Origin of the sequence: Aetokthonos hydrillicola CCALA 1050 (assembly GCF_017591665.1) — a bacterium.
GTDB classification, from domain to species: Bacteria; Cyanobacteriota; Cyanobacteriia; order Cyanobacteriales; family Nostocaceae; genus Aetokthonos; species Aetokthonos hydrillicola.
In genome coordinates, this window is the sequence record NZ_JAAKGC010000031.1 from 1 (window position 1) to 23,160 (window position 23,160).

General features: G+C 41.1%; 10 protein-coding genes. 1 reads left to right on the forward strand and 9 read right to left on the reverse strand.

Annotated features, from left to right (window positions below; genetic code table 11):
• Window positions 1–37 precede the first annotated feature (37 nt).
• Entirely contained in the window at window positions 38–739 is a 702-nt protein-coding gene (locus G4P69_RS17175) for a DJ-1/PfpI family protein (protein ID WP_208350622.1), read from the forward strand.
• A gap of 805 nt (window positions 740–1,544) precedes the next feature.
• Here G4P69_RS17175 and treY read toward each other — a convergent pair.
• The 9 genes from treY to G4P69_RS17220 all read right to left on the reverse strand — a co-directional run bounded on the left by treY (window position 1,545) and on the right by G4P69_RS17220 (window position 23,151).
• Entirely contained in the window at window positions 1,545–4,343 is a 2,799-nt protein-coding gene (gene treY / locus G4P69_RS17180; protein ID WP_208350628.1) for a malto-oligosyltrehalose synthase, read from the reverse strand.
• Window positions 4,344–4,756: 413 nt separating this feature from the next.
• Entirely contained in the window at window positions 4,757–6,604 is a 1,848-nt protein-coding gene (gene treZ / locus G4P69_RS17185) for a malto-oligosyltrehalose trehalohydrolase (protein WP_208350631.1), read from the reverse strand.
• Window positions 6,605–6,770: 166 nt separating this feature from the next.
• A complete protein-coding gene (glgX, locus tag G4P69_RS17190) occupies window positions 6,771–8,906 on the reverse strand; it encodes a glycogen debranching protein GlgX (RefSeq protein ID WP_208340233.1) in 2,136 nt (711 codons plus the stop codon).
• Window positions 8,907–9,598: 692 nt separating this feature from the next.
• Window positions 9,599–13,024, reverse strand: coding sequence for a maltose alpha-D-glucosyltransferase (gene treS / locus G4P69_RS17195; RefSeq protein ID WP_208340232.1), 3,426 nt, complete (start codon window positions 13,022–13,024; stop codon window positions 9,599–9,601).
• A 1,298-nt stretch (window positions 13,025–14,322) separates the two neighbouring features.
• A complete protein-coding gene (locus G4P69_RS17200; protein ID WP_208340231.1) occupies window positions 14,323–15,489 on the reverse strand; it encodes a hypothetical protein in 1,167 nt (388 codons plus the stop codon).
• A 143-nt stretch (window positions 15,490–15,632) separates the two neighbouring features.
• The gene (locus G4P69_RS17205; protein ID WP_208340230.1) at window positions 15,633–17,054 is read right to left on the reverse strand and encodes a WGR domain-containing protein; all 1,422 of its coding nucleotides are present in this window, start codon (window positions 17,052–17,054) and stop codon (window positions 15,633–15,635) included.
• A gap of 452 nt (window positions 17,055–17,506) precedes the next feature.
• Window positions 17,507–20,260: a PAS domain-containing protein gene (locus tag G4P69_RS17210; protein ID WP_208340229.1), complete on the reverse strand. Its 2,754-nt coding sequence runs from the start codon at window positions 20,258–20,260 to the stop codon at window positions 17,507–17,509.
• A gap of 164 nt (window positions 20,261–20,424) precedes the next feature.
• A complete protein-coding gene (recQ, locus tag G4P69_RS17215) occupies window positions 20,425–22,581 on the reverse strand; it encodes a DNA helicase RecQ (protein WP_208340228.1) in 2,157 nt (718 codons plus the stop codon).
• A 126-nt stretch (window positions 22,582–22,707) separates the two neighbouring features.
• Window positions 22,708–23,151: a hypothetical protein gene (locus G4P69_RS17220; RefSeq protein WP_208340227.1), complete on the reverse strand. Its 444-nt coding sequence runs from the start codon at window positions 23,149–23,151 to the stop codon at window positions 22,708–22,710.
• Between the last annotated feature and the right edge of the window lie 9 nt (window positions 23,152–23,160).

The window sequence follows — 23,160 nt, forward strand, 5'->3', positions numbered from 1 at the left end:
TGAACCAAGCTTTAAGGCATTGGTGGACTTGTAGCCCATGAACAATCAAGCACAATATGACATTGGGTTGGTGATTTTTCCTGAAATGACCCAACTTGATATTACAGGACCTCACCAAGTATTTTCCTTTATTCCCAACGCTCGCATTCATTGGGTATGGAAGACTTTGGAGCCAGTAAAGAGCAACGATGGCATGACAATTTTGCCGACTACAACCTTTGATGCATGTCCACCTCTAGATATCTTCTGTGTTCCTGGTGGACCAGGACAGATTAATATGATGCAAGATACCGAAGTGTTGGAATTTCTCAAGCAACAAAGCAAGACAGCAAAATATATCACATCAGTCTGTACTGGCTCTCTAATTCTGGCTGCGGCTGGGCTACTTCAAGGTTATCGGGCTGCTTGTCACTGGTTATTTCTTGAGCAACTAGCAATGCTTGGAGTCGAAGTTGGAACAGAAAGAGTTATCATTGACCGCAACCGCATTACAGGTGGTGGTGTAACTGCTGGCATCGATTTTGGTTTAGTGGTTGTTGGTGAGCTATGCGGAGAAGACACCGCAAAGATGATTCAGCTACTACTACAATACGACCCAGCACCGCCTTTTAATGCAGGGATACCACAGAAAGCTGGAGAAGCTGTTGTTCAACAGGTCAAAAAGTTAGGAGAGCAACTGGTAGAGGCATCTCTCGCACAAACAAAGCGAGCGGCGGCTCAGTTGTCTATTGATCTTTGACGGGTTGTGGGAGCTTTCTTATAACGAAACTTTCTGTCGGGGCAAGATCCCGCCGCTTTTTGGAGTTCTTGAACGCATATATTGTATCACTATCCCTATTACTGAAAGTAGTCTTCTGAGGAGAGATAAAAGGCGTGTGCTTTGTCTCTTCTATAAAAAATGGCTCTTGTGGAGGAATTGACATAACTTCATCTTTTTGAGCTAATTCAGCATTTGCTCTAGTAAGAGATCCGAGCAACAGCGCTGGCACTAGTGTTATGAATCTTAGCTTACGTAAGAAGTTAGAAGCGTTGAATTGTAATGGTATTTGCACAGATTTATCCACGTTAAACAGTAGATCCGTAACATTAGTTACGAAATGGTTTCAGCAATGTATTGGTTTTAATCAAATTTCTATGTGTCTGAATTAATGGACATTCAAGTTGCATCAAACGGACATCGAACCCATGATGGGAAGAAGGTTCAGCTGCAAAAATGAATGGCGCAAGCAAGAACAAGAACCATTTTGAGAAGTATCTAATACTTTGGGTTTACAAAAGGGCTATGTTTCAACTAAAACATCCTGCTGGATTTGCAATTCAGAACCTCATGAAAAATGGCTAAAGTTGAACATGTAAGCTTCTTTAAAGTTACTTTGTACTGAGTATCGGAGACCTCAGAATTAATACTTAAAATAGAATCTTTTGCTAAGTTTGAACTCGTAAGCTGATGTGCAGTAATAACACGCTACAATCTTAATTACGGTGCGTTAGGACAAAGTCCGTAACGCACCCTACCGTACTATACCCTACACCTTACACCCTGTTCATGTGGTTGTACTGGTTAGCAGAGCTACAGGGAAGTGTTTCAGTACCTCGCCGATTAGGAGTTTGCCATTAGCCTGAACTGGTTGCTCTGTGATTGCATCTTTCCAAGATGAAGATACCTCTTTTGGTAAATAAAGATAAGTATCATCCCAGATTTGTTTACCCAGTGGGTACTCGCCAAGTTGAATAAGCTTTGTGAAAAAGCGAGGGGCAATGGTAATAATCGTTGTATCACCATGACTCCTGGCAAAAGCAACTATGTGTTCTTTAAACCTACCGCCAGCCTCTAAAGGTAAGTAACTACCTTTTTGGAAAACGTCTAAATATTCTGTTCTTGCTTTTAAGGCTTGCACAATTACAAACAGCTTGATTCTTGCATCTTCCTTATGATTAAGTAAGTCTGCTATGAGCTTGAGAATATCTGTCTGTGCTTGCTTTTTAATTTCTTGGAGATATGATTGCCGTATTTCAAAGTCAACTGGACGGCGGTTGTCAGGATCAACTAAACTAAAATCCCATAATTCAGTTCCTTGATAAAAATCTGGAACTCCAGGAGAAGTGATTTTTAGCAAGGTTTGAGAGAGAGAGTTAAAGATCCCATAGTAAGCAACTTTTTTCTGAAATGGTAAAAATTCTTCAAGGAAAGTGCTTCTTTCTGGAGTTTCTAAAACTGCCGACACAAAGTCAATAAACGCATTTTCATAGGTACTATTTTGTCTAAGCCAGGCAGTGTAAACTTTTGCTTCTCGGATCGCTTTAAGCAGATAATCTTTAACACGTTGAACAAAGCTACTGTACTCTTCCTCAGCGAATGGAAATGCCCCTATTAATGTCTGATAAAAAAGATATTCATCGTTTTTAGCTGGCATTGTAACCCGCTTAACGTTCTTTTTATAGGAGTAATTAATTTCCATCCAATTACGGACGTGTTGTTGCCATTCGTCAGGAATTTCGGAGAGAACATTCAGTCTTGCTCTAGTATCTTCGCCGCGTTTAGTATCATGAGTAGAGAGAGTACTCATTGCATGAGACCATCGATTTTGGCGTTTTTGGTTGAACTCATGAAACTCAGAAAGCTCAATCCCAAACCTACCAGGTTCACCACCAACTTCGTTTAAAGCAACGAAGCGGTTATAAACGTATAAAGCAGTGTCTTCTACTCCTTTTGCCATTAGTGGTCCTGTGTACTGTTGCACTCTCATGACAAAATATAACCACTGGTCTTTTTCTGCTTGGGTTAGAGAATCTTCATATTCCAACAACATCAACTTTTGAATGAAGTTCAACTCATGAGACAGCAGAGGTGTATTTGCTTTTGCAGCTTCAGTCACTTCCTGGATATAGTAACGATCCATATCCGATAGACTGTCTTGAGTCACATAAGTTCGGTATACAGGAAAGCGAGTTAGTACTTCTGCAAGTGCCTGCTTCAAACCGTTAATTGTAAAGTCATTTCCATGACGATACATACCAGCTATTTTCTTTAGAAGAACTGTCAGATTTTCAATATCACCTGCAAAGTTTCTATCTATAATCAAATGTTTTTTCTCTGCTACAATTTCCTCATATGGGGTTTTATTTCCCGTAATATCAGCATAGATTTGAGTAAACTTGTCTTGGTTTTCTGTTTGACAAAAAATATCGTTGACATAATTTAAGTAATCGTAACCAGAGGTACCTTGAATTGACCAATTATCAGGTAAGTCCTCGCCGTGTTGCAAAATTTTCTCAACAAGTATGTATGTATCGCCTGTTTTTTCTTTCAACCTTTCTATATATTGTGTCGGGTCATAAAGACCATCTATATGGTCAACTCGTAACCCTGTAATTTTACCCTCTTCCACTAGCTGACTAATCAAACAGTGGGTATTGTTAAATACTTTTAATTCTTCGACTTTGACTGATATTAACTCGTTAACGGTAAAAAATCTTCTATAATTAATCTCTTCGGCTCCAACTTTCCAATAAGACAGCCGATAAAACTGTTCTGAAAGTAGATTATCTAAAAGATTAAAACTCTCTGGTTTTCCTTTTTCACCGTTAAAAAGTTCTAAATTTTCATCAATAAATGCTTGAATTTCTGAATTGTCTGTGTAAAGTTCCCAAAGAAGCCCTTTAACAAATTCTGTCTGATCTCGTCTTTGGCGTGCAGTTGCTTCTGAAGGAATATTTTTGACACTATATAGCAAACCAAGTAATCTCACAAAGGTGGGATGCTTCCGCCCCAAATTCGTGACTAATTTACCTAAATTGCGATTTAAAAAACTGGCGTAAGATTCTAGTTTGATTGGTAACTTTAAACTGTAGTAATTGATACTTAATCCACTTTCATCGTATTGAAGTTGAATTTCACCGTTTTCTAAACAATCTCCGTAAAAGTTACCGAGCAATGGAACTAAGATTGGTTCTTGGTTACTCCCAAAAGGAGAGTTCCAAGAAATATCAAAGTAGTCAACATAGATTGAATCTGGGCCATTTTCCAGAATATCCATGAGATACTTATTTTCACTGTCATAAGCCATATGGTTAGGTACAATATCCTGCAACCAACCCATATTCTTTTGTTTTAAGTCTTGTATTAAGTTCTCAAAAGACTCTTCGGTTCCTATCTCTGGATTTAACTGTGTCGGATCAACAATATCATAACCGTGACTACTTCCTGCTCTAGCTTTAAATATGGGAGAAGCATAAAGATCTGAAATTCCTAATTCTGCAAGATAGCTTGTAATTGCTTTTGCTGCCTCAAAGCCAAATGCAGAATTGAATTGAATTCTATAAGTTGCTGTTGGAATTCGCATATAATAAAATCTTCCTTCCAAGCTAAGTGAATCGACTAGTGCAGCGCGGTGTACATAAACCTACCATTTAAAATGGCGCAAAAGACCAGTAGAATCAATTCTTTTGACTTTTGACTTTTGATTTTTGACTTCCGCGAAGCGGTGCTAGGGAAGGCAATGCCTACCCTAAAGGAATCTTTGGGCATTGCCAACTACATCTGTTTTGATTGAACTCAAGGGTTAAAATTAACTAAGAAGAATTCAGGATTCAGGAGCCAGAATTCAGAAATAAGATTCGTACGTAGGAGTGGATGAATCATGGTTTAAAGCCGCCGATATTAATCGTGGCGATAATATTAAATATCAGTTGATGAAACCTCCAACTTGATTTTTTGGGGTATTCTGAATCCTGACTTCTGACTTCTGACTCCTTTTTATGAGTTTTCGTAAAGTGCAAAACTCTGCGATCGCAAAGTTAATTTCTGCCCTGAAGCAATTTCTTCTGGCGAAAGTGAACCAGCACCTTGCCACTGTTCATCAGCAGAATCTAAAATCTTTTTCCAACCGTTAATTATCAATTGAGGTTGGAAAACCACATCACTTTGATTGAAATTCATCAAGCAAAGTATTTTGTTACTCTCACTCCACCTACACCACCATACAATTTTTTCTTCTTCTTGAAAACCTACTTCTATATTTTGGCGTTCTCGCTTCACCAAAGCCGGAATGGTACGGCGTAATTCAATCAAGCGTTGATATAGTGACCAAATAGCTTGATGTTTCCCTTCTTTGCGCTTTTCCCAATTCAACTTGCAAGCTGCAAAGGTTTCTGCAGACTCGGGATCAGGGGGTTCTCCTGCCAAGTGAAAAGCTTTAAACTCTTCTTTTCTGCCTTGTCTTACCGCCCTAATTAAATCTGGATCGCCGTGACTCACAAAATAAGTAAAGGGGGCTTCTTCACCATACTCTTCTCCCATAAATAGTAAGGGAATGTAAGGAGAGAGTAAAACCGCACCAGCCGCTAGCTTCAAGGCTTCAAACGATACAAGCTTAGATAACCTCTCCCCTCTTGGTTGGTTGCCTATTTGGTCATGATTTTGGATACAAACCACAAATTGCGTAAAGGGGCGATCGCCTGTGTAATTTCCATGAAACCTTTGCCGATGCGGTGCATACTTCCAGTCATACACAAAAGTATCCTTGAAGGCTTTTGCTAAATGTTCGCACTTACCAAAATCCTCGTAATACCCGATCTCATCTCCTGTAAGCAAGGCGTGTAGCGAGTGATGAAAATCGTCACTCCATTGAGCATGGAGTCCATATCCTCCGTACTCACTAGGACGAATGATGCGGGGATCATTTAAATCACTCTCTGCAATTAGATGAAACTCCCGACCTTCTTGCTTAGACAAATTTGCCACATTTTCTGCCATCTCTTGCAAAAAATGTTTTGCGCCTAAATCATATATAGCATGAACTGCATCTAATCTTAGTGCATCAATGTGATGATCCCGCAGCCAATACAGTACATTCTCGATAAAAAACTGACGCACATGATAGCTGTGGGCATCGTCAAAATTAATAGCACTTCCCCAAGGGGTACGATACTCGTCTGTAAAGTAGTATCCAAAAATGTTTGTGTAATTCCCTTCTGGTCCAAAGTGGTTATACACCACATCTAGAACCACTGCAATTCCCTCTTGGTGACAAGCATCTACCAACCGTTTTAATGCTTGGGAACCACCATAAGAGTTTTGAACGGCAAACGGATAAACCCCATCATAGCCCCAGTTACGATAAGCATCTTTCTTATCTGTAGGATGATCCCCAGTAAACTGAGCGATCGGCATCAATTCAATGGCGTTAACCCCTAACTCCCGTAAATCCTTCAGCCGAGGAATGATTGCTTCAAAAGTGCCTTCTTGGGTGAAAGTACCAACGTGTAGCTCATAGATAATCATGCTTTCTAAAGGAACACCAGACCAATTGCTGTCGTTCCACGTAAAACTATGGTCAATCACCTGCGAAGCTCGATGAACACCCTCCGGCTGAAAATAGGATGCGGGATCTGGTCTATTATCACCGTTATTGACTTGGTAGTAGTACAGCGTTCCCGGAGGAATGTCATTAGCAGTCGCTTGCCAATACCCTCCTTCCTCCTGCTGCATGGGGATCAAGCGTTCCTGTGGCGAGACGATTTTAACCGCTACAGTTTCTAACTTCGGTGCCCAAACCCTAAATTCGCAATTGTTGTTACCCAGATAACGAGCGCCAATTTTCATGTCTATATTATGTGCGAGGAGTAAATGTTTAAAGAAGGAGTCAGGAGTCAGGAGTCAGGAGTCAGGAGCCAGAATAGTATTTTGTGGGACTGGTCGATAAATTGTGGTAAGACAGTAAAACATATTTTGACTCCTGTATTCTGTATTCTGACTCCTGTATTCTTTTTTATCCTTGACGGCGTAGCACTAAGAGCGATCGCGCCGCAACTGTAACAGTTTGAGAACTTTTATAAAGTCTTTCTTCCTGTACAAAGCGAGGCTCCTTAGTATCAATTACAACAATCCATTCTCGATTTTCTAGTTCAGCTAACGCTGTTGGTAGGGTAAACTCGATTGTTTCATAGTGAGCATTAAAGAACAACACAAAACTATCATCGCTAATCCTTTCGCCTTTAGGACCAACGCTAGGTAGCTGGTTTCCATCTAAGAAAACTCCTATTGCTTTAGCGTAACCAATATCCCACTGTTCCTGAGTCATTTCACTACCATCAGGGTTAAACCAAGCAATATCACTGATCCCCTGTCCGTGAATTGCTCTACCTTGGAACCACTTACGCCGACGAAATACGGGATGCTGATGGCGGAAGTAAACAAGTTCACGGGTAAAATTCACCAGATCCTTATTTCCTTGTTCCAAATCCCAATCGAACCAAGATATTTCATTGTCTTGACAGTAGGCATTATTATTACCTTTCTGCGTCCGCCCAATTTCATCTCCCCCTAGTATCATTGGGATACCTTGGGATAGCATCAGGGTTGCTAAGAAATTCCGTCGCTGTTGTTCGCGTAATTGCAGGACTTCGGGATCATCGGTTTCGCCTTCAACTCCACAATTCCAAGCACGGTTATGGCTTTCGCCATCTTGGTTATCTTCCCCATTAGCCTCATTGTGTTTTTCGTTGTAGCTAACCAAATCATTTAAAGTAAAGCCGTCATGGGCGGTGATAAAGTTAACACTCGCGTTAGGTCGCCTTCCGTTGAGAGCATACAAATCAGGGCTACCTGTGAAACAATACGCAAATTGCCCTAATGTACTATCTTCCCCACGCCAGAAGTCTCGCACTGTATCGCGATATCTACCATTCCACTCAGACCAAAGAACTGGGAACTGGCCAACTTGATAACCACCGTCTCCAATATCCCAAGGTTCTGCAATCAGTTTCACATCAGCTAGCACTGGGTCTTGGTGAATAATATCAAAAAAAGCAGCCAGACTATTAACTTCGTATAGCTCTCGTGCCAAAGCAGAGGCTAAGTCAAAGCGAAAGCCATCTACATGCATTTCTAAAACCCAGTACCGGAGGCTATCCATTATTAACTTGAGAACCTGCGGGTGGCGCACATACAGGGAATTGCCACACCCTGTAAAGTCCATATAATAACGGGGATCATCTTCTACCACACGATAGTAAATACTATTGTCAATCCCTTTTAGCGTTAGAGTAGGACCCATATGATTGCCTTCTCCAGTGTGGTTGTAAACCACATCTAGGATCACCTCAATTCCAGCACGGTGTAGCGCCTTCACCATTTCCTTGAATTCAGTGACTTGTTGCCCAAGTGAGCCACTGGAACTGTAGCCTGAGTAAGGAGCAAAATAGTTGACGGAGTCGTAACCCCAAAAGTTCCTTAAGCCCTTATCAGCGAGATGTCCTGGACTGGATAGAAAGTGATGGACAGGCATAAGTTCAATTGCTGTGATCCCCAGGCGTTGCAGGTGTTCAATAGCAGCAGAGTGGCTCATACCTGCGTAGGTTCCACGCAATTCTTCTGGGATATCTGGATGCAGCTTGGTAAAACCCTTAACATGCGTTTCGTAAATTAAGGTTTCGTGCCAAGGGGTTCGCAATAGCTGATCCCCCTCCCAATCAAAAGATTGATCGACGACGACAGACTTCGGTATTAAAGGCGCGCTATCTAGATCCGAGAAAGATAAATCTTCTTCAGGTGAGTCCCAGGAGTAGCCAAAGATCTCTGGACCATTGCCAACTTCTCCATCTATTGCCTTTGTATATGGGTCTATCAAGAGTTTATTAGGATTAAAGCGATGACCTTCACTGGGTGCATAAGGACCGTGTACTCTAAACCCATATCGTTGTCCTGGTCCTACTCCTGGCACATACCCGTGCCACACAAAATTACTGACTTCAGTTAAAGTCAGACGTGTTTCCTGATCATCTTTATCAAATAAACAAAGTTCAACCCCTGTTGCATTTTCTGAGAATAAGGCAAAGTTTGTACCTTTACCATCCCAGCTTGCACCTAGAGGATATACGTTACCTGGCCAGAGCGCTAAGAACATAGATCAGTCACTAAAAACAAACACTTTGATTGCTGGAGAATACTTTGAGGCGCAGCTTTGTAAATTATTCTTTACGAACCGTTTTTTTGAGTCTACCTTTAGGAGGATAAAATAAGTTGAATTAACACAGTAGTGGACTATACTTCTTTAAATCGTTTCACAAAAAGGGGCTTTTTTTTTCCTAAAGCTACCTAATGATATATTAGAAATATTTATTACATTGATAAATAAGTTTAAAGACCTAATTTAACAACCATTTTTCTCAAGATAAATCTGCTTCATTTTCAGCCATTAGGTATATTGACAAATGCGCTTATATATCAAAAAGTAACGATTTATACCATTTTTATATGAAGATCCCCCCCGCCTTCTTTCCTCTCCTTGGAAAGGGGAGGAAAGAAGGCGTAAAAATAATGTGCAGCTTCACAGAAAATTGATACTAGCCATAAGGTGATTTCCAAGAAAGAAAATACCTGGGGAATGCGAGTTTCGGCTCCGCTCAACTCAAGGTTTCGACTTCGCTCAACTCGCGATCTCTCAGTTGGTTGAGCGAAGCCGAAACCAACTAGGGTGGTATATTTATTCCTGTAAATCACCTAAAATAAGGGAGTGCTCAACCGAGTACTCCCTTATTTTCAACCTTCAAATTTCAGCATATGCGCCTAAATGCAGAATCCTAACGTTATAAAATTCTAAGGGTTGTTGCTGTGTGATTCTCGCGCGAGCAGCTGCAGTGGAATTTGTACCCACTCAGGACGATTATTAAGTTCATTCCCCAACGCGTTAATGAGCTTCTCCAAAAGATAGAAATCTAGGAGTACTTGCAGTTCAGCTTTTGTTTTTGGTAAAAACGAGTCTTGAGCAGCAGTTTTAAGATAGCTGTTTAGGAAAATACTAGTTACCCAAGTATACCAAAAATCGCTCCACTTTTCCATTAGTGGTAGGTTTTCATCGCGGATCATCCCTTTTTCTTTTTCATTACGCAGAGCTTGACTCACGGCGTAGTTAAAGGAGATTAACATTCCTGCTACATCTCGCAGAGGCGATCGCTTCATTCGTCTTTCATTTAAAGTACGAGCCTCTCTGCCTTCAAAGTCAAAAATAATGAAATCCTTACCAGTGTAAAGCACTCGACCAAGATGGTAATCACCATGATAACGGGTACGCATGGCAGTGATTTTGTGGTTAAGTACTAACTGAAAACGATTGAGAATTTCCTGTTGCTGATCGAGAACAGCTTTTGCTAGGGTTTGTGTCTCAGGTGGTAAGGAATGAAGGCGATCTGCTAATAAACGGAAAACTTGCCCTGTTGTGTTACGCGCATATTGGTAGATCGAACGCTGGTATAAAGATGAAAAGGGTTCTGGAGCAAAGTCAGGATTATCTTGCGAACTAGCAAGAGCAATATGAATTTCTGCTGTAGATTGAGCCAACAGTTGAGCGCTAGCGACATAAGAACCGATAGTTTGCTGAACTAATTCGGGAATTTGGACTGGTTGTAAATCTAGCAGAGAAGATGATGGAACAGGCACATCAGTAATTTCTGAATGCTGCGTCGTCACTAGTTCAAAGTAGTCCTGCAAGCTATCAAGAGTATAATTCCATCCGCTACGGGTATTTGGAATAAATTCTTGCAATATACCTAATGTAACAGATCCTACGCCTGTCTGAGTTGGGCGGCGGTATTCCAACGCTCCTGCAATAGCAGCAAAGTGTTTTAAGATCTTTCTCTGGCTGAGAAAGCGTCTGGTTTCTAAGTCTGGGTGTATACCCTCCTCAATTTTGCGGAAGAATTTCAGGAATAGGCGATCGCTATATATAACGTAGGTGTTGTTTTGTTCCCCCTTCAAAACAACTGGATCAAGACAGGAATCTCCATCACATAACAAGTTAAACAAATCTGTTGCTGTAGCAACGACTTCACCCCAAATTCCCTTGTAAGAGCGATTTTGAAAAATAGCATCTAGAGGGAAAGTCAGAAAATCTTTATCTGCTACAGCGCTGAATAAAACCCCTACTTCATCGTGTCCTTCTATTTGTAGGCGCGCCACTACAGCTTGTGGAGTTTCTGTTAATAGCTCCATAGCTTGTTCACCTTCTGTATAAGCTAGCAGCAAAAGGTAAGTTTCTGGGTTTCCTTCAATGTAATCCACCTGCAACCACAGTATCAAAGCCTCAGTTGGCTCTTGTCCTCCTGAATTTAGCGCAGTCACAGCTGGACAGGGAGTAGTTCCTTCTTTTTTATAGGGAACTGGAATTGCTTCAGTTATTCTTGCCGATTGAATAGTTTGGGTTTTGCCACCGAACCAGCTACAAGTGTACAAGTAATCTGAAAGAATGGCTTCCAGTTGAGACACAAAAGTTCGCGTTTCTATAGACTGTGTCTGTGAAAAAACGTGTTGCCACTGGCTATTGATAAAGAGTGTTGGTAACTCCGCTGGCAATTTGGGCGGCTGGGTTAAGCTATGTTTACGCTGGAGAGTGAACCAGTAAAATCCGTAGGGACTAAGACTTAAGAAGTAGGGTGACTCGCCAATAGGAGGAAATTCCGTTTGACCAAAAATTTCTACTGGTACTAAACCTTCAAAATTTGATAAGTCTAGTTCGACTGTTTGGACAAATTTGGATAAATTTGCTACTACCAAAATTCTTTCGTCTTCGTATGTGCGGGTGAAGGTAAGAACTTTACGGTTATTTGGAGACAACAACTCAAAGTTCCCTTTCCCTAACGCCTGGAAACGCTTGCGGGTAGCAATTAAGCGTTTCATTGCGTACCAAAGGGAGTTGGGGTTAGCTCTTTGTGCTTCGACGTTGACTGCTTCGTAATGATATTCCGAGTCAACAATGACGGGTAAATACATCCGTTGGGGGTTAGCGCGACTGAAACCAGCGTTTCGATCAGAACTCCACTGCATTGGGGTGCGAACACCATTGCGATCGCCCACAAAAACGTTATCTCCCATGCCAATTTCATCCCCGTAGTAAAGCACAGGAGTTCCTGGTAGAGACAACAGCAAACTAGTGAGCAGTTCAATCTGACGGCGATCGTTTCCTAACAAAGGTGCTAACCTTCGACGGATACCCAAGTTAACTCTCATGACTGGATCTTGAGCATAGACCCTATACATATAGTCTCTATCTTCATCCGTAACCATCTCTAGAGTGAGTTCATCGTGGTTACGCAAAAATAATGCCCATTGACAGTTGTCCGGAATCGGCGGAGTTTGTTGTATAATGTCAACAATGGGGAAGTTATCTTCCATTCGCAGTGCCATAAACAAGCGAGGCATCAGGGGAAAATGAAAGTTCATGTGGCACTCATCTCCAGCCCCATAATATTGGGCGGCATCTTCAGGCCATTGATTTGCTTCTGCTAAAAGCATTCTGTTGGGGAATTTTTCGTCTATACGCGCTCTAAGTTCCTTGAGGACAGCGTGGGTTTCTGGTAGGTTTTCACAGTTAGTCCCGTCGCGTTCATACAAATAAGGCACTGCATCTAGCCGCAGTCCATCTACCCCCATTTCTAACCAAAAATCAAGAACTTCAAATACCGCCTCTCTCATATTAGGGTTGTCGTAGTTGAGATCTGGCTGATGAGAGTAGAAGCGATGCCAATAATAAGCTTTGGCAATTGGATCCCAAGTCCAGTTAGAAGTCTCGAAATCTTGGAAAATAATTCGAGCTTCTTGATATTTCTCTGGTGTATCACTCCAAACGTAAAAATCTCGCTCTTGACTACCCTTCGGTGCACGACGCGCACGTTGAAACCAAGGATGCTGGTCAGAAGTATGATTGACGATTAACTCTATAATTACGCGAATGCCACGCTTATGAGCAGCCTCCAAGAAATCTTTAAAATCTTCCAAAGTCCCGTATATTGGGTTGACGCTGGTGTAGCTAGCAATATCATAACCGTCATCCTTCAAGGGCGATGGAAAAAACGGTAATACCCACAGAGCAGTAACACCTAAATCTTGTAAGTAGTCTAGTTTTTCCGTCAAACCACGGAAGTCACCAATTCCATCACCATTGCTGTCTGCAAAGGCACGAACAGGCACTTCATAGATGATAGCGTTTTTATACCACAAAGGGTCGTTGTTCAAAATTGATTTTTGCATTTTTCCTTTCTACTGACACGGGAGAGCTCATTCACAAGTCTATCTATCAACCATCTTTTAGGAATTGATGAAGAGGAGTCAGGAGACAGAATTCAGGAGTCAGAATACACCACCCATAAAGGAATGGTGTTTTAAGAAAGGTTTCAACTCTTATCTTGTCCACGAGGGACGAGCTTTTAAGCAGCATTTATTCTGATTCCTGTCTCCTGACTTCTGAATTCTGTTTGATAAAGCTTTTGAATCAACCCAAAGACTGATGGAATGATTTAATTTATGTATATAAATACCTAGTAAAATTCTTAGGCTCTGGTAAAATAATTTAACTGAATAAACTATTTTACCAAATTAATACATATCAAAAACTTAACTTAGTCATCAATTAGTCTAACTAAGAAGATGGCTTGACAGGTTAATAATATAGCTGAACTTCTCTACAAAATGTTGGCTAAAAACATAATTTTTTTAATTAAATTTACAAAAGCAAAAATTTATAGATTTTTTGCTAGAATTTGTATTTTTTGCGTTTAATTAAACAATACATATATATACAGGGGTATTTGCAAACCTTGCAGAGCTATGCTTCTTCTAGAAAGCTTGTTTGAAAGTTCATAATTTCCACCCTAGCTCTATATAAGTACTATTACTGATTTTATCACACGGAAAAAACTTAGTTTTTCCTTACTATCCCTTGAATCTTAAAACAACAAGTTAAAGTTTTGATAAAATTTTTCAGTCTACTATTCAAGTAGATATATATTATGAATAATGTGGTCATTTCGTGACTACAGTTAATAGTTATTTGTACATATGAAAATTTTGTACAAATATCTTTGCTAAAGATTTTCTATTAGGTTTAAAAAACTGATTGATTATTTTTAAAAAATTCGCTCATGGAGAAATTTCAAGAAATAATTGGAATGGGAATTACCTAATCCAAGACTATTTCCTCAAATTGAATGTCAAATTAGTGTGTTTCCTTTTATACAACTCTATCGTCTACTCTACGTCTTCGCAAATCAGATAAACTGATACGACTACAAAACAGAAAACAAATACAAGAAACTTAACATTACAATGAACTGATCACCCTCTGTCCTTCATTACGGGTGACGATTTTAACCAACTATCATTTTTGTGTGCTATCACAAGTGTTAGTCAAAAAGCAGACTCATTCTCCCCTAGAGCGGATCTCCAGCAAGGTCAAAACTACTCTACCAGATAAACCAGTAGGGTTAAAAGCTGAGGAGTAATGTTTTACCAGAATCTCCGTACCGCGATAGTCGGAGAGAGGTTCAACTTTATGCAGGATTCCTTAATTTTCGGGCTGCTTCATGCAGATCATCAAATAGAGACTGGTTTATGAGCTTCTGAGGATAGTTGCCTTGGATAGCATAAGGGTCTTGCTCTATAACAGACTGACGAATAGACTCAATAGTCTCTCTATCTGCGCCAAGTTGCTGAAGTGTTTCAATTAAGTCACTAGGCAGACCATTGGACGCAACGCTTGACTGAAAATTACGTACGTCATCTAAGCTTACTGTTATGGTTCGGAAACCATTACTTTGAAGGACATTCACTAAGTTGGTTAGCAATCCTGGTTCTGCATCCAAGAGGTTAGCTATCTCCTGCATATATTGATTTGCAACTTCTAGCTGTTTTTGACGCCACGTAGCGTTACCTGCATCGATAGCCCCCGAAACACGGTTATAGGAGATATAGGCGGCATTGGCGAATCCAATAGCTTGCAACTGGTTTTTAATAACCGCATTGGATGCGTCAACTGCTGCCTTGGTTAAACCAGGTTGAACCTGTAGGTCTGGCAAGGAAGGAAATAGAGGTTGCTGGATGACGGTATAATTAGGATCAGGTGGGTCAGAAGCAAGTAGTTTGAATGCACGTCCTGCAAGCGATGTTGTCGTACTGAAACCCAAATAAAAAGCCCCGCATGACGCGCCAGCAGGTGGGTCGATAGCCACCAATACTTTACAAATTTTCCTAGCAACCTTGGCTCCATCTGTTAATGTTTTGAGATCAGAGGATACTTTTTGGAGTACGCTTTTCGTATTTTCTGAAAATAGTTTTTTAGCAGTGTTACTAGAAACATTATTGGAGCATGTAATAAATTTAAAAGCATCGCAATTTGGATGATTCACCTTTTCTTGACAGACTCTTCCATCACCAATAACCTTTGTTATTGTAGGGCTATTATCTATGCCAGAGCTTACGAGTTCACTATAACCATTTTGGTGACAAAATTCTTTAGCAGCTGGCACTCCACAATCATGCTCCCATGTGAGGCAACGATCTAATCGCAAACCTCCAATACTGGGATTATCAAAAGTTACAGTTATTGTTTGTGGATTTTGCGCTTGGGACGGTATAGCAATAAAAACTTGCTGACTAATTAAAGCTATGGCTACGACAGCAAAAAGCGCAAACCACCAGAAACGACGGCGAAATAACATAAAGCTTATCGGTATAGCAGAATACCTGTAACAATATCATCTTAAGAGGAGATCACTTTTTCCTGTTGCAAATCACAATAAAATCAAATAAAATTTGATATCAATTAAATTTCTTTTCTAACCACCACTGCTTGAAGAGACTTCTAGATCAATTTTTTAATATCGCCCCTAGCTCGGTAGAATTCGCCACTGGAAGATTCTCGCACCTCTTGAACAAGATAGCGCTGTCCTTCTTGACGAATATCCTTGGGAAACTGTACGTTCCAGTTAGAATTATATCCAGGGGATACAACCCGAATTCTTAGTTTATTTCCAGAGCGAAAGCACTCAACAATTATCCCTTGACTCGTATCGGTTGCCGTTTCCAGCACGGTGGACGGTGTAACTCCATCGCCTGAAGGTGCTTGAATAATAGTTGCTTCAGGAACTGTACCTTCTTGGGCGGCGGTAATTGCTGGAACACTAGCATCAATACAGGCAAGAGTTCCATCTGTTGTCACAATATAAATGCAATTGTTGAAAAATTGCATAGATAAAGCCGAACCGCAGCCACTAGCAAGCTTCCAAAGCCGTTCTCCTGCATGATTGAAGCAGTAGATTGAAGAGCTGTTATCGCCAGCAAACACATACTCACCATCAACTGTGGTAGCGCAAGAATAAACTGACGCATCGCACGTGTAGACAGCGAGTTCCTCACCCTGATTACTAAAACAGTAAACTTTGCGATCGCTTGTGCCTGCATAAACAGCTGATGCTTCTTGCCAACCAAATAGCACAGCGCCTCCGGTATTTTGGTGCCATAGCATGCGACCTTCTTTGGTATCATACATCGTCACGCCCAAGCTATGTCCATGACAAATACTAGCCTCGTTACAACGCACCATCCAGCCAGAGCTCCCTTGGCTCAAACGAGTCCACTGACAATCATCGTCATGGTTAAATGTTGTTACCCCGCCGTTTGCGTCCGATACTGCCAATAAGCCATCTTTAATATCTAGCCAGAAAATATCAACATTTTCATCAATTTTGTAGGCAAGACGCGGTAACTTACCTGTCAAGTCATAGACATTCCCATCATCACAACCAGCATAAATCCAGCTATCGTCAGCAACTAAACATTTAACTCCATCAGGTAACTGAAACTGATTAATAACCGAACCTTGATGGTTAACTGCAAAAACTTGACCAGATTGATTTCCCACCCAGCAACGATGAGCGTCAATAAAAATCCCAAATGCAGCCGAAGAGGAGTTAAATTTCCACAAAATTGGTGCTTGTTTTGCTGTAGAGGGAGAGCTAGTCACTTGGCGTCGTGTGACTGGGCGCTTCTGGCGCACACCCATCACAGCATGTTCATAGCCTTTTTTCAGTTTTTCGTTAATCTTCTTAGTTGCTTCCGCCTTTGCTTTGTCAGCAGTGGGGAAAGTTTTACTTTGAGTCTGTCCATGATCACCGATACGACCATAGCGTATGATCAATTCGGCATCTTTAACAATGACCTCATAAAACTTGTGGGATTTGCCATCGTTTTCTGAAAGCTCTAGGTACGTTTTTTCTTCCGTCATAATATTTTTCAAGTAAATATTCTGTGTCCTGGGATTATCACCGTTGTATATTAAAGTTCCCGAACTACGCCCCTAGTTGTATCTTCCACGAGAAATTTCTCTAACAGGAGTCAAGAGTCATAAAACACCATCCCTTTATGCGTCCATTTAATTTGACAGCGTATGTAAGTCCTACCAAAAACGGTTTTAGTTCATTCATTGGTGTGTGTCAACTGTAACTTCGCTCACTTACATGGCTAGCATCAGTCATAAGAACTTAGTTCTGAAAAGATACTTATGCGTTTTGTGCATTTATTAAATGCGTTTTTTGCAAACAAAACAGATCTATGATCGTTTTTGTAGTTACAATTCTAGAAATCAACGATTTTCGGGAAATTGAATATCTCAGGAATAGGACAAAGCCCCTAATAGAGTTATTAGGGGCTTTTTTCTGCCGATAGTAAGTTCATCCGCTACACACGCCCCACCAGTTGCGCGATCGCATGAACCAAGTGATATGGTTCAATAGGTTTAGCTAAATGCTTCTGAAATCCTACTGACAAAGCTTGTTGCTCATCTAGTTCTCCAGCATAAGCAGTGAGCGCGATCGCTGGAATTTGACTATAGCGTTCTGCCGTTAAAGAACGCACTCGTGTGAGTAAGGTGTAACCATCCATTTCTGGCATACCAATATCACTGAGTAAAATATCTGGCTCAAAAGATTCTAAAGCTGCTAGAAATTCCGTACCAGATGCAACTGCCATGACATCTGCTCCATACTGTGGCAACAATACCTTGAGCAACTCGCGCGCGTCTAGCTGATCATCGACGGTTAATACCCGGATGCCTGTTAAATCAGGTTCATCTTCTAACAGATCACATGCTAGATTAATCTCTGGCTGAATGTTTAAAATGGGTAAGCTTACCGTAAATGTAGCTCCCAGATTAACACCTGGACTGTCAGCAGTAACGCTGCCTCCATGGGCTTCAGTCAAGTGACGAACAATAGCCAACCCTAAACCTAGTCCGCCATGTTGCCGGGTAACTGAGATATCTTCTTGACGGAAAGAGTCAAAAATATGAGGTAGAAAGTCGGGAGCAATCCCTTTACCGGTGTCAGAGACTGTTATCTGAGCTTGATTACCTACCTGTTCTAGCCTGATTTCAACCTTCCCATCACGTGGCGTAAACTTGATAGCGTTAGAAAGCAAGTTCCAAATGATTTGCTGGAGACGAACTGAATCGCCAGAGACTTGTATAGTATTCGATAACACTGAATGAATCAGAATTGATTTGGCGGCGGCGGCAGATCTGACGGTATCAAGAGCTCCTTCAATTAGAGATGCCAAGTTGACAGCTTTAGTATTTAAGCTGAGTTTGCCGCGCAGAATGCGAGCAATATCAAGCAGATCATCAATAAGTTGTGTTTGTAGTTTGGCGTTGCGTTCGATAGTTGCTAGGGCTTGAGCAGTTTTCGTTGCATCGAGCTTGCGAGTTTGCAGCAAACTCACCCACCCTATGATGGGGTTGAGGGGGGAACGTAACTCGTGGGAGAGAATAGCTAAAAACTCATCTTTTATACGGTTGGCTCTTTCTGCTTCAGCACGCGCAGCTTGTTCTAATTGGAGAATGCGATCGCGTTCTATATCTAATTCCTTTTGCTCGTGAATATCTGTACAAGTACCAAACCATTGTACTACCCGTCCTTGTTCGTCTTTAAGGGGTACACCCAGCACCATATGCCACCGATAGCTTCCATCGGTACCTCGCCTAACACGATATTCATGTTTATAGTCAGTGCCACTTTTGACAGCATTCCACCACACTTCTTGGGTTACTTCTACATCATCAGGATGCAAAGCTGACAGCCACTCTAGCCCCATGCTTTGTTCTACTGTCAATCCTGTATACTCACAAAAACGTTTATTGATATAATCACAGGAACCGTCTGCGTTACAAGTCCAGACCATTTGAGGAACTGCTTCAGCTAGGTAGCGGTAACGAGCTTCACTGCGCTGCAGTTCTTCTTGTGCCTGTTTATAATCACTAATATCTTGTACATTGCCGAATATCCGCACGGCATTGCCAGCCTTATCATAGAAAATTTTCCCTCTAGCAAGCAGCCAGCGTATACCCTTAGAGTATGGAACACGATACTCAATCTCGTAATCTTCCTGCTGTTGCTGGGTAATCCCAATATTGTATTCTCTAACTATAGTGCGATCATCTGGGTGTATAAGCGACAACCAATCTTCAAAGCTAATTCCCTTTGTGGCATTATCAAGCTCAAACAGATCACAATACTCTTCAGAGATCTTCGCTATGTTATTGGGTATATCCCAATCCCACAATCCTGATTTAGTTGCTTTCTGCCCGAGTTTCAGCCATGCTTGATTCTCTTGTAGTTCTGTTTCTGCGCGTTTGCGATCTGTAATATCTAAATCAACACCCGTCATGCGAACAGGTTGCCTCAGCTGATTATAAAAAACTTTGCCTTGACTTAGCGCCCATCGAACTATACCGTTGGGATAAACTACCCGAAATTCAATTGTGTAGTCTGCTTTATTTGTGATGGCATTATTGATTGCTTGCAAGACGCGATCGCGATCGTCTGGATGCAGGCTAGAAACAAACATATCGAAGGAACCATCAAACTCTCCTGGAGCAAGCCCAAACATAGCTTCCAAGTTAGTAGACCATTGAATGTCACCTGTCTGGATATTCCAGTCCCACGTCCCCATGCGGGCTGCTTCCAACGCTACTCGTAGTTTTTCTTCATTGTGTCGCAGAATTTCTTCAGTATGTTGCCGCTTGGCGAATTCATTTTGTTCCTGAAGGTAGTTTTCTAGCGCCTCATTCACTGCTACTTGCAGATGTTTGGGAGTGATTCGTTCCTTGACTAAGTAATCTTGCGCACCTGCTTTAATTGACTGTACTGCTATCACCTCATTTCCCTGATCAGCTATTACAATCACAGGTAATAAAGATCTACGGAACCCTGTTTGTAGTTGAATCAGCAATTCTATCGCGTCGAAATCTGGGAGTTGGTAATTCGCCAACATAATATCTGGTTTGTGCTGTTGCCATAGCTCTAAACCTTTTTTCCCGCAATCTGCTTGCAAGAATGTATAATGATAATTCGGTTCTGCCTGTAAGTACTGCTGATATAAAATGCGGTCTTCCGGGCTATCGTCGACAATCAAAACAGTGCGCTGTTGCTGACTCATTGTTAAGTTTTGAGTTCGTAGGAAAGCTACTATATTTCAAATAGGTATTTAAAAGAATCTTAAACTGTATTTTATGCAACGGAAATTAGTCCAGCCTAATTATTATAGAAGTTTTAGTGAACGGATTGATCAGTAATCGTGCACAATTATTCTACTGTCAGATCTCACTTACGGCTTTCCCGTCGCCACTTTCCTCTTACTAAACGGATTTCATCAAAACTGTAGTTTTGACCAAGATATTCTTTTATTGGTGTTAACGATATATCACCTAACACTTCTAATACTTGTAGAATTTTTTGCTGTTTCTCGATCGGAACTAACTGATTTAAGTCTACTGATTGATTTTTCTCGATTAAATCACAAAGGTGACGGATAACTGTGGTGCTACGTATGTTGCGTTTTTGAGCAATTTCTGTCACAGAAAAACCTTGTTTATATAGCTGTAATGTGTATAATTCTGTTTCAGAAGGTAAGTTAACAGGGGGTTTAGAATTATCCTGCTTTGTTGGTAAACCTTGTTCAGTACGGTAAGCCCGGATCTCTGCAAGGAATTTATCTCCGTATTGAGCAAGTTTATGACTGCCTACACCAGAAAGTTTACTAAATTCCGCTTTTGTTTGGGGTTGTATTTGTGCCATCAATTTTAGAGTAGAATCTTGAAAGATAACGTAGGGTGGAACAGATTGTTCATCAGCAAGTTGTTTGCGTAGCGATCGCAATCTTTGCATCAGAATTTCCACTTCTACGGCTTTTTGGCTTTCAGGTTCCACCGTAATCTTTTGTACTACCGGCATGGCAATAGATACAGTTCGCTGTCGCCGCATCACTTCCCAACTTAGCGCATTAAGTTTTAATACTGAATAACCATCCGTTGTCTGCTCTATTAAGCCTTGATGCAAGAGCGATCGCCCTAACGTTCGCCACTCATCTACACTTCTATCCTTCCCAATCCCATAAGTAGAAAGCTTATCATGCTCATTTTGGGTGATTTTCTGGTTTTTTGCTCCCCGCAACACATCGATAATATAGACCATTCCATATCTTTCTTTTGTACGCGCCACGCAAGATAAAAACTTCATTGCTTCAACTGTCCAGTCTTGTACTGGTTTGGGATGACGACAATTGTCACAGTTACCACAGTTACCTGCAAAACGTTCCCCAAAATAACCCAGTTGAATTGTGCGTCGGCAATCTGTACCATCTGCATAATCTATCATTTGCCGCAGTTGCTGCTTTGCAATCAACTGTTCCTGGGAGTCTGGTTTTTGGTTGATGAGAAATTCTATTGTCTTGACGTCACTGTAACCAAGAAACAGTGTACAGCGAGAAGGTTCTCCATCTCTACCCGCCCGCCCTGATTCTTGATAATAGCTTTCTAAATTTCGGGATATATCATAGTGAACAACAAACCGCACATCTGGTTTATTAATACCCATACCAAAGGCGATTGTTGCTACCATAATTCGCACGTCATCCCGAATAAACCGAGTTTGATTTTTTGTGCGTTCTTCATCACTTAGTCCAGCATGATAAGGTAAAGCTGGAATTTTATCGTGTTCTAATTTCAGCTTAAGTTCATCAACTTTTTTGCGCGTTAAGCAATAAACTATTCCTGCACCTTCCGTTTCGCGAATAATTTCTAATAGCTCAGCATAAGCATACTTTGTTTTAGGACGAACTTCGTAATATAGGTTTTGACGATTGAAGCTAGCTATATGGACGCTGGGTTGTTTTAGCCCTAGCTGTTGGATGATATCAGCCCGAACGCGATCTGTGGCTGTGGCGGTTAGCGCGATCGCGGGGATATCTGGGTAACGTTTTCGTAGTGATTTAAGTTGGCGATACTCAGGGCGAAAGTCGTGTCCCCATTCGGAGACGCAGTGAGCTTCGTCAATAGCAAACGTGGAGATGCCAACTTGGTGCTGTACTAAATCAAGAAATGGGAGAAAGCGATCGCTCAATAGTCGTTCTGGTGCCACGTAAAGCAGTTTGACTTTACCGTTTACGATGGCGTCTTCGCGCGATCGTGTTTGATAAGGGTTAAGACTACTATTAAGAAACGTTGCTGCAATACCATTATCTCGCAGTGATTCCACTTGGTCTTGCATTAAAGCTATCAGCGGCGACACAACTACAGTTATACCTTTTTTCAGTAGTGCTGGTAGTTGAAAGCACAACGACTTTCCCCCTCCTGTAGGCATAACAATCATTAAATCCCGATTTTCTAGCGCTTGTTCAATAATCTGCCGTTGTCCTGGACGAAAATTGTCATAGCCGAAGTAATATTTTAGCGCTTGTTCTAAATTGGGATACTGAGCCATAGGAGATTGTTTGACATGGAAGGCGTGTTAAGCCCTGCCTTACATGATACCAATTCTAAAAGTGATTGTTACGAAAGAATATCCTCAGAGTTGCTTATAGAACTAACGAGCGGCTAACACTGGTACTTAATTTTGTGATTTGACGATTTGGATATTGTTCAGCCTAAAGAAACCCCCATGTGGATCACCGACAAACTCAGCTTGAGCACTAATTATACTATTAGCGCCAAAATGAGGACTTTGTGCGATCGTAAATGCTTTAACTTGATCTCCTATCTGGGCGAATGTGCCTCCTGTTATATTTTTACTTTCTAAAATCTTTAACTCCAAATACCACTTATCTGAAAATTGATCAGATTGTTGAATATGCAATACCTTTGCCTTTATTTCACTTTGGTTAGGTGCTGCCATCATTCCATGTAACTGCGATGTCATACAATCCCTTACTCTTAAAGTTTCAATCGCAACATTCTGCTGAACTAGGTTAAGCGGAGTGGCTTTTATTGCAAATCCGGATGATCCAATAGTAAAAGCTAAAACAATTAATAACAACTGTAAAATTTTCCCCATATCACCCCT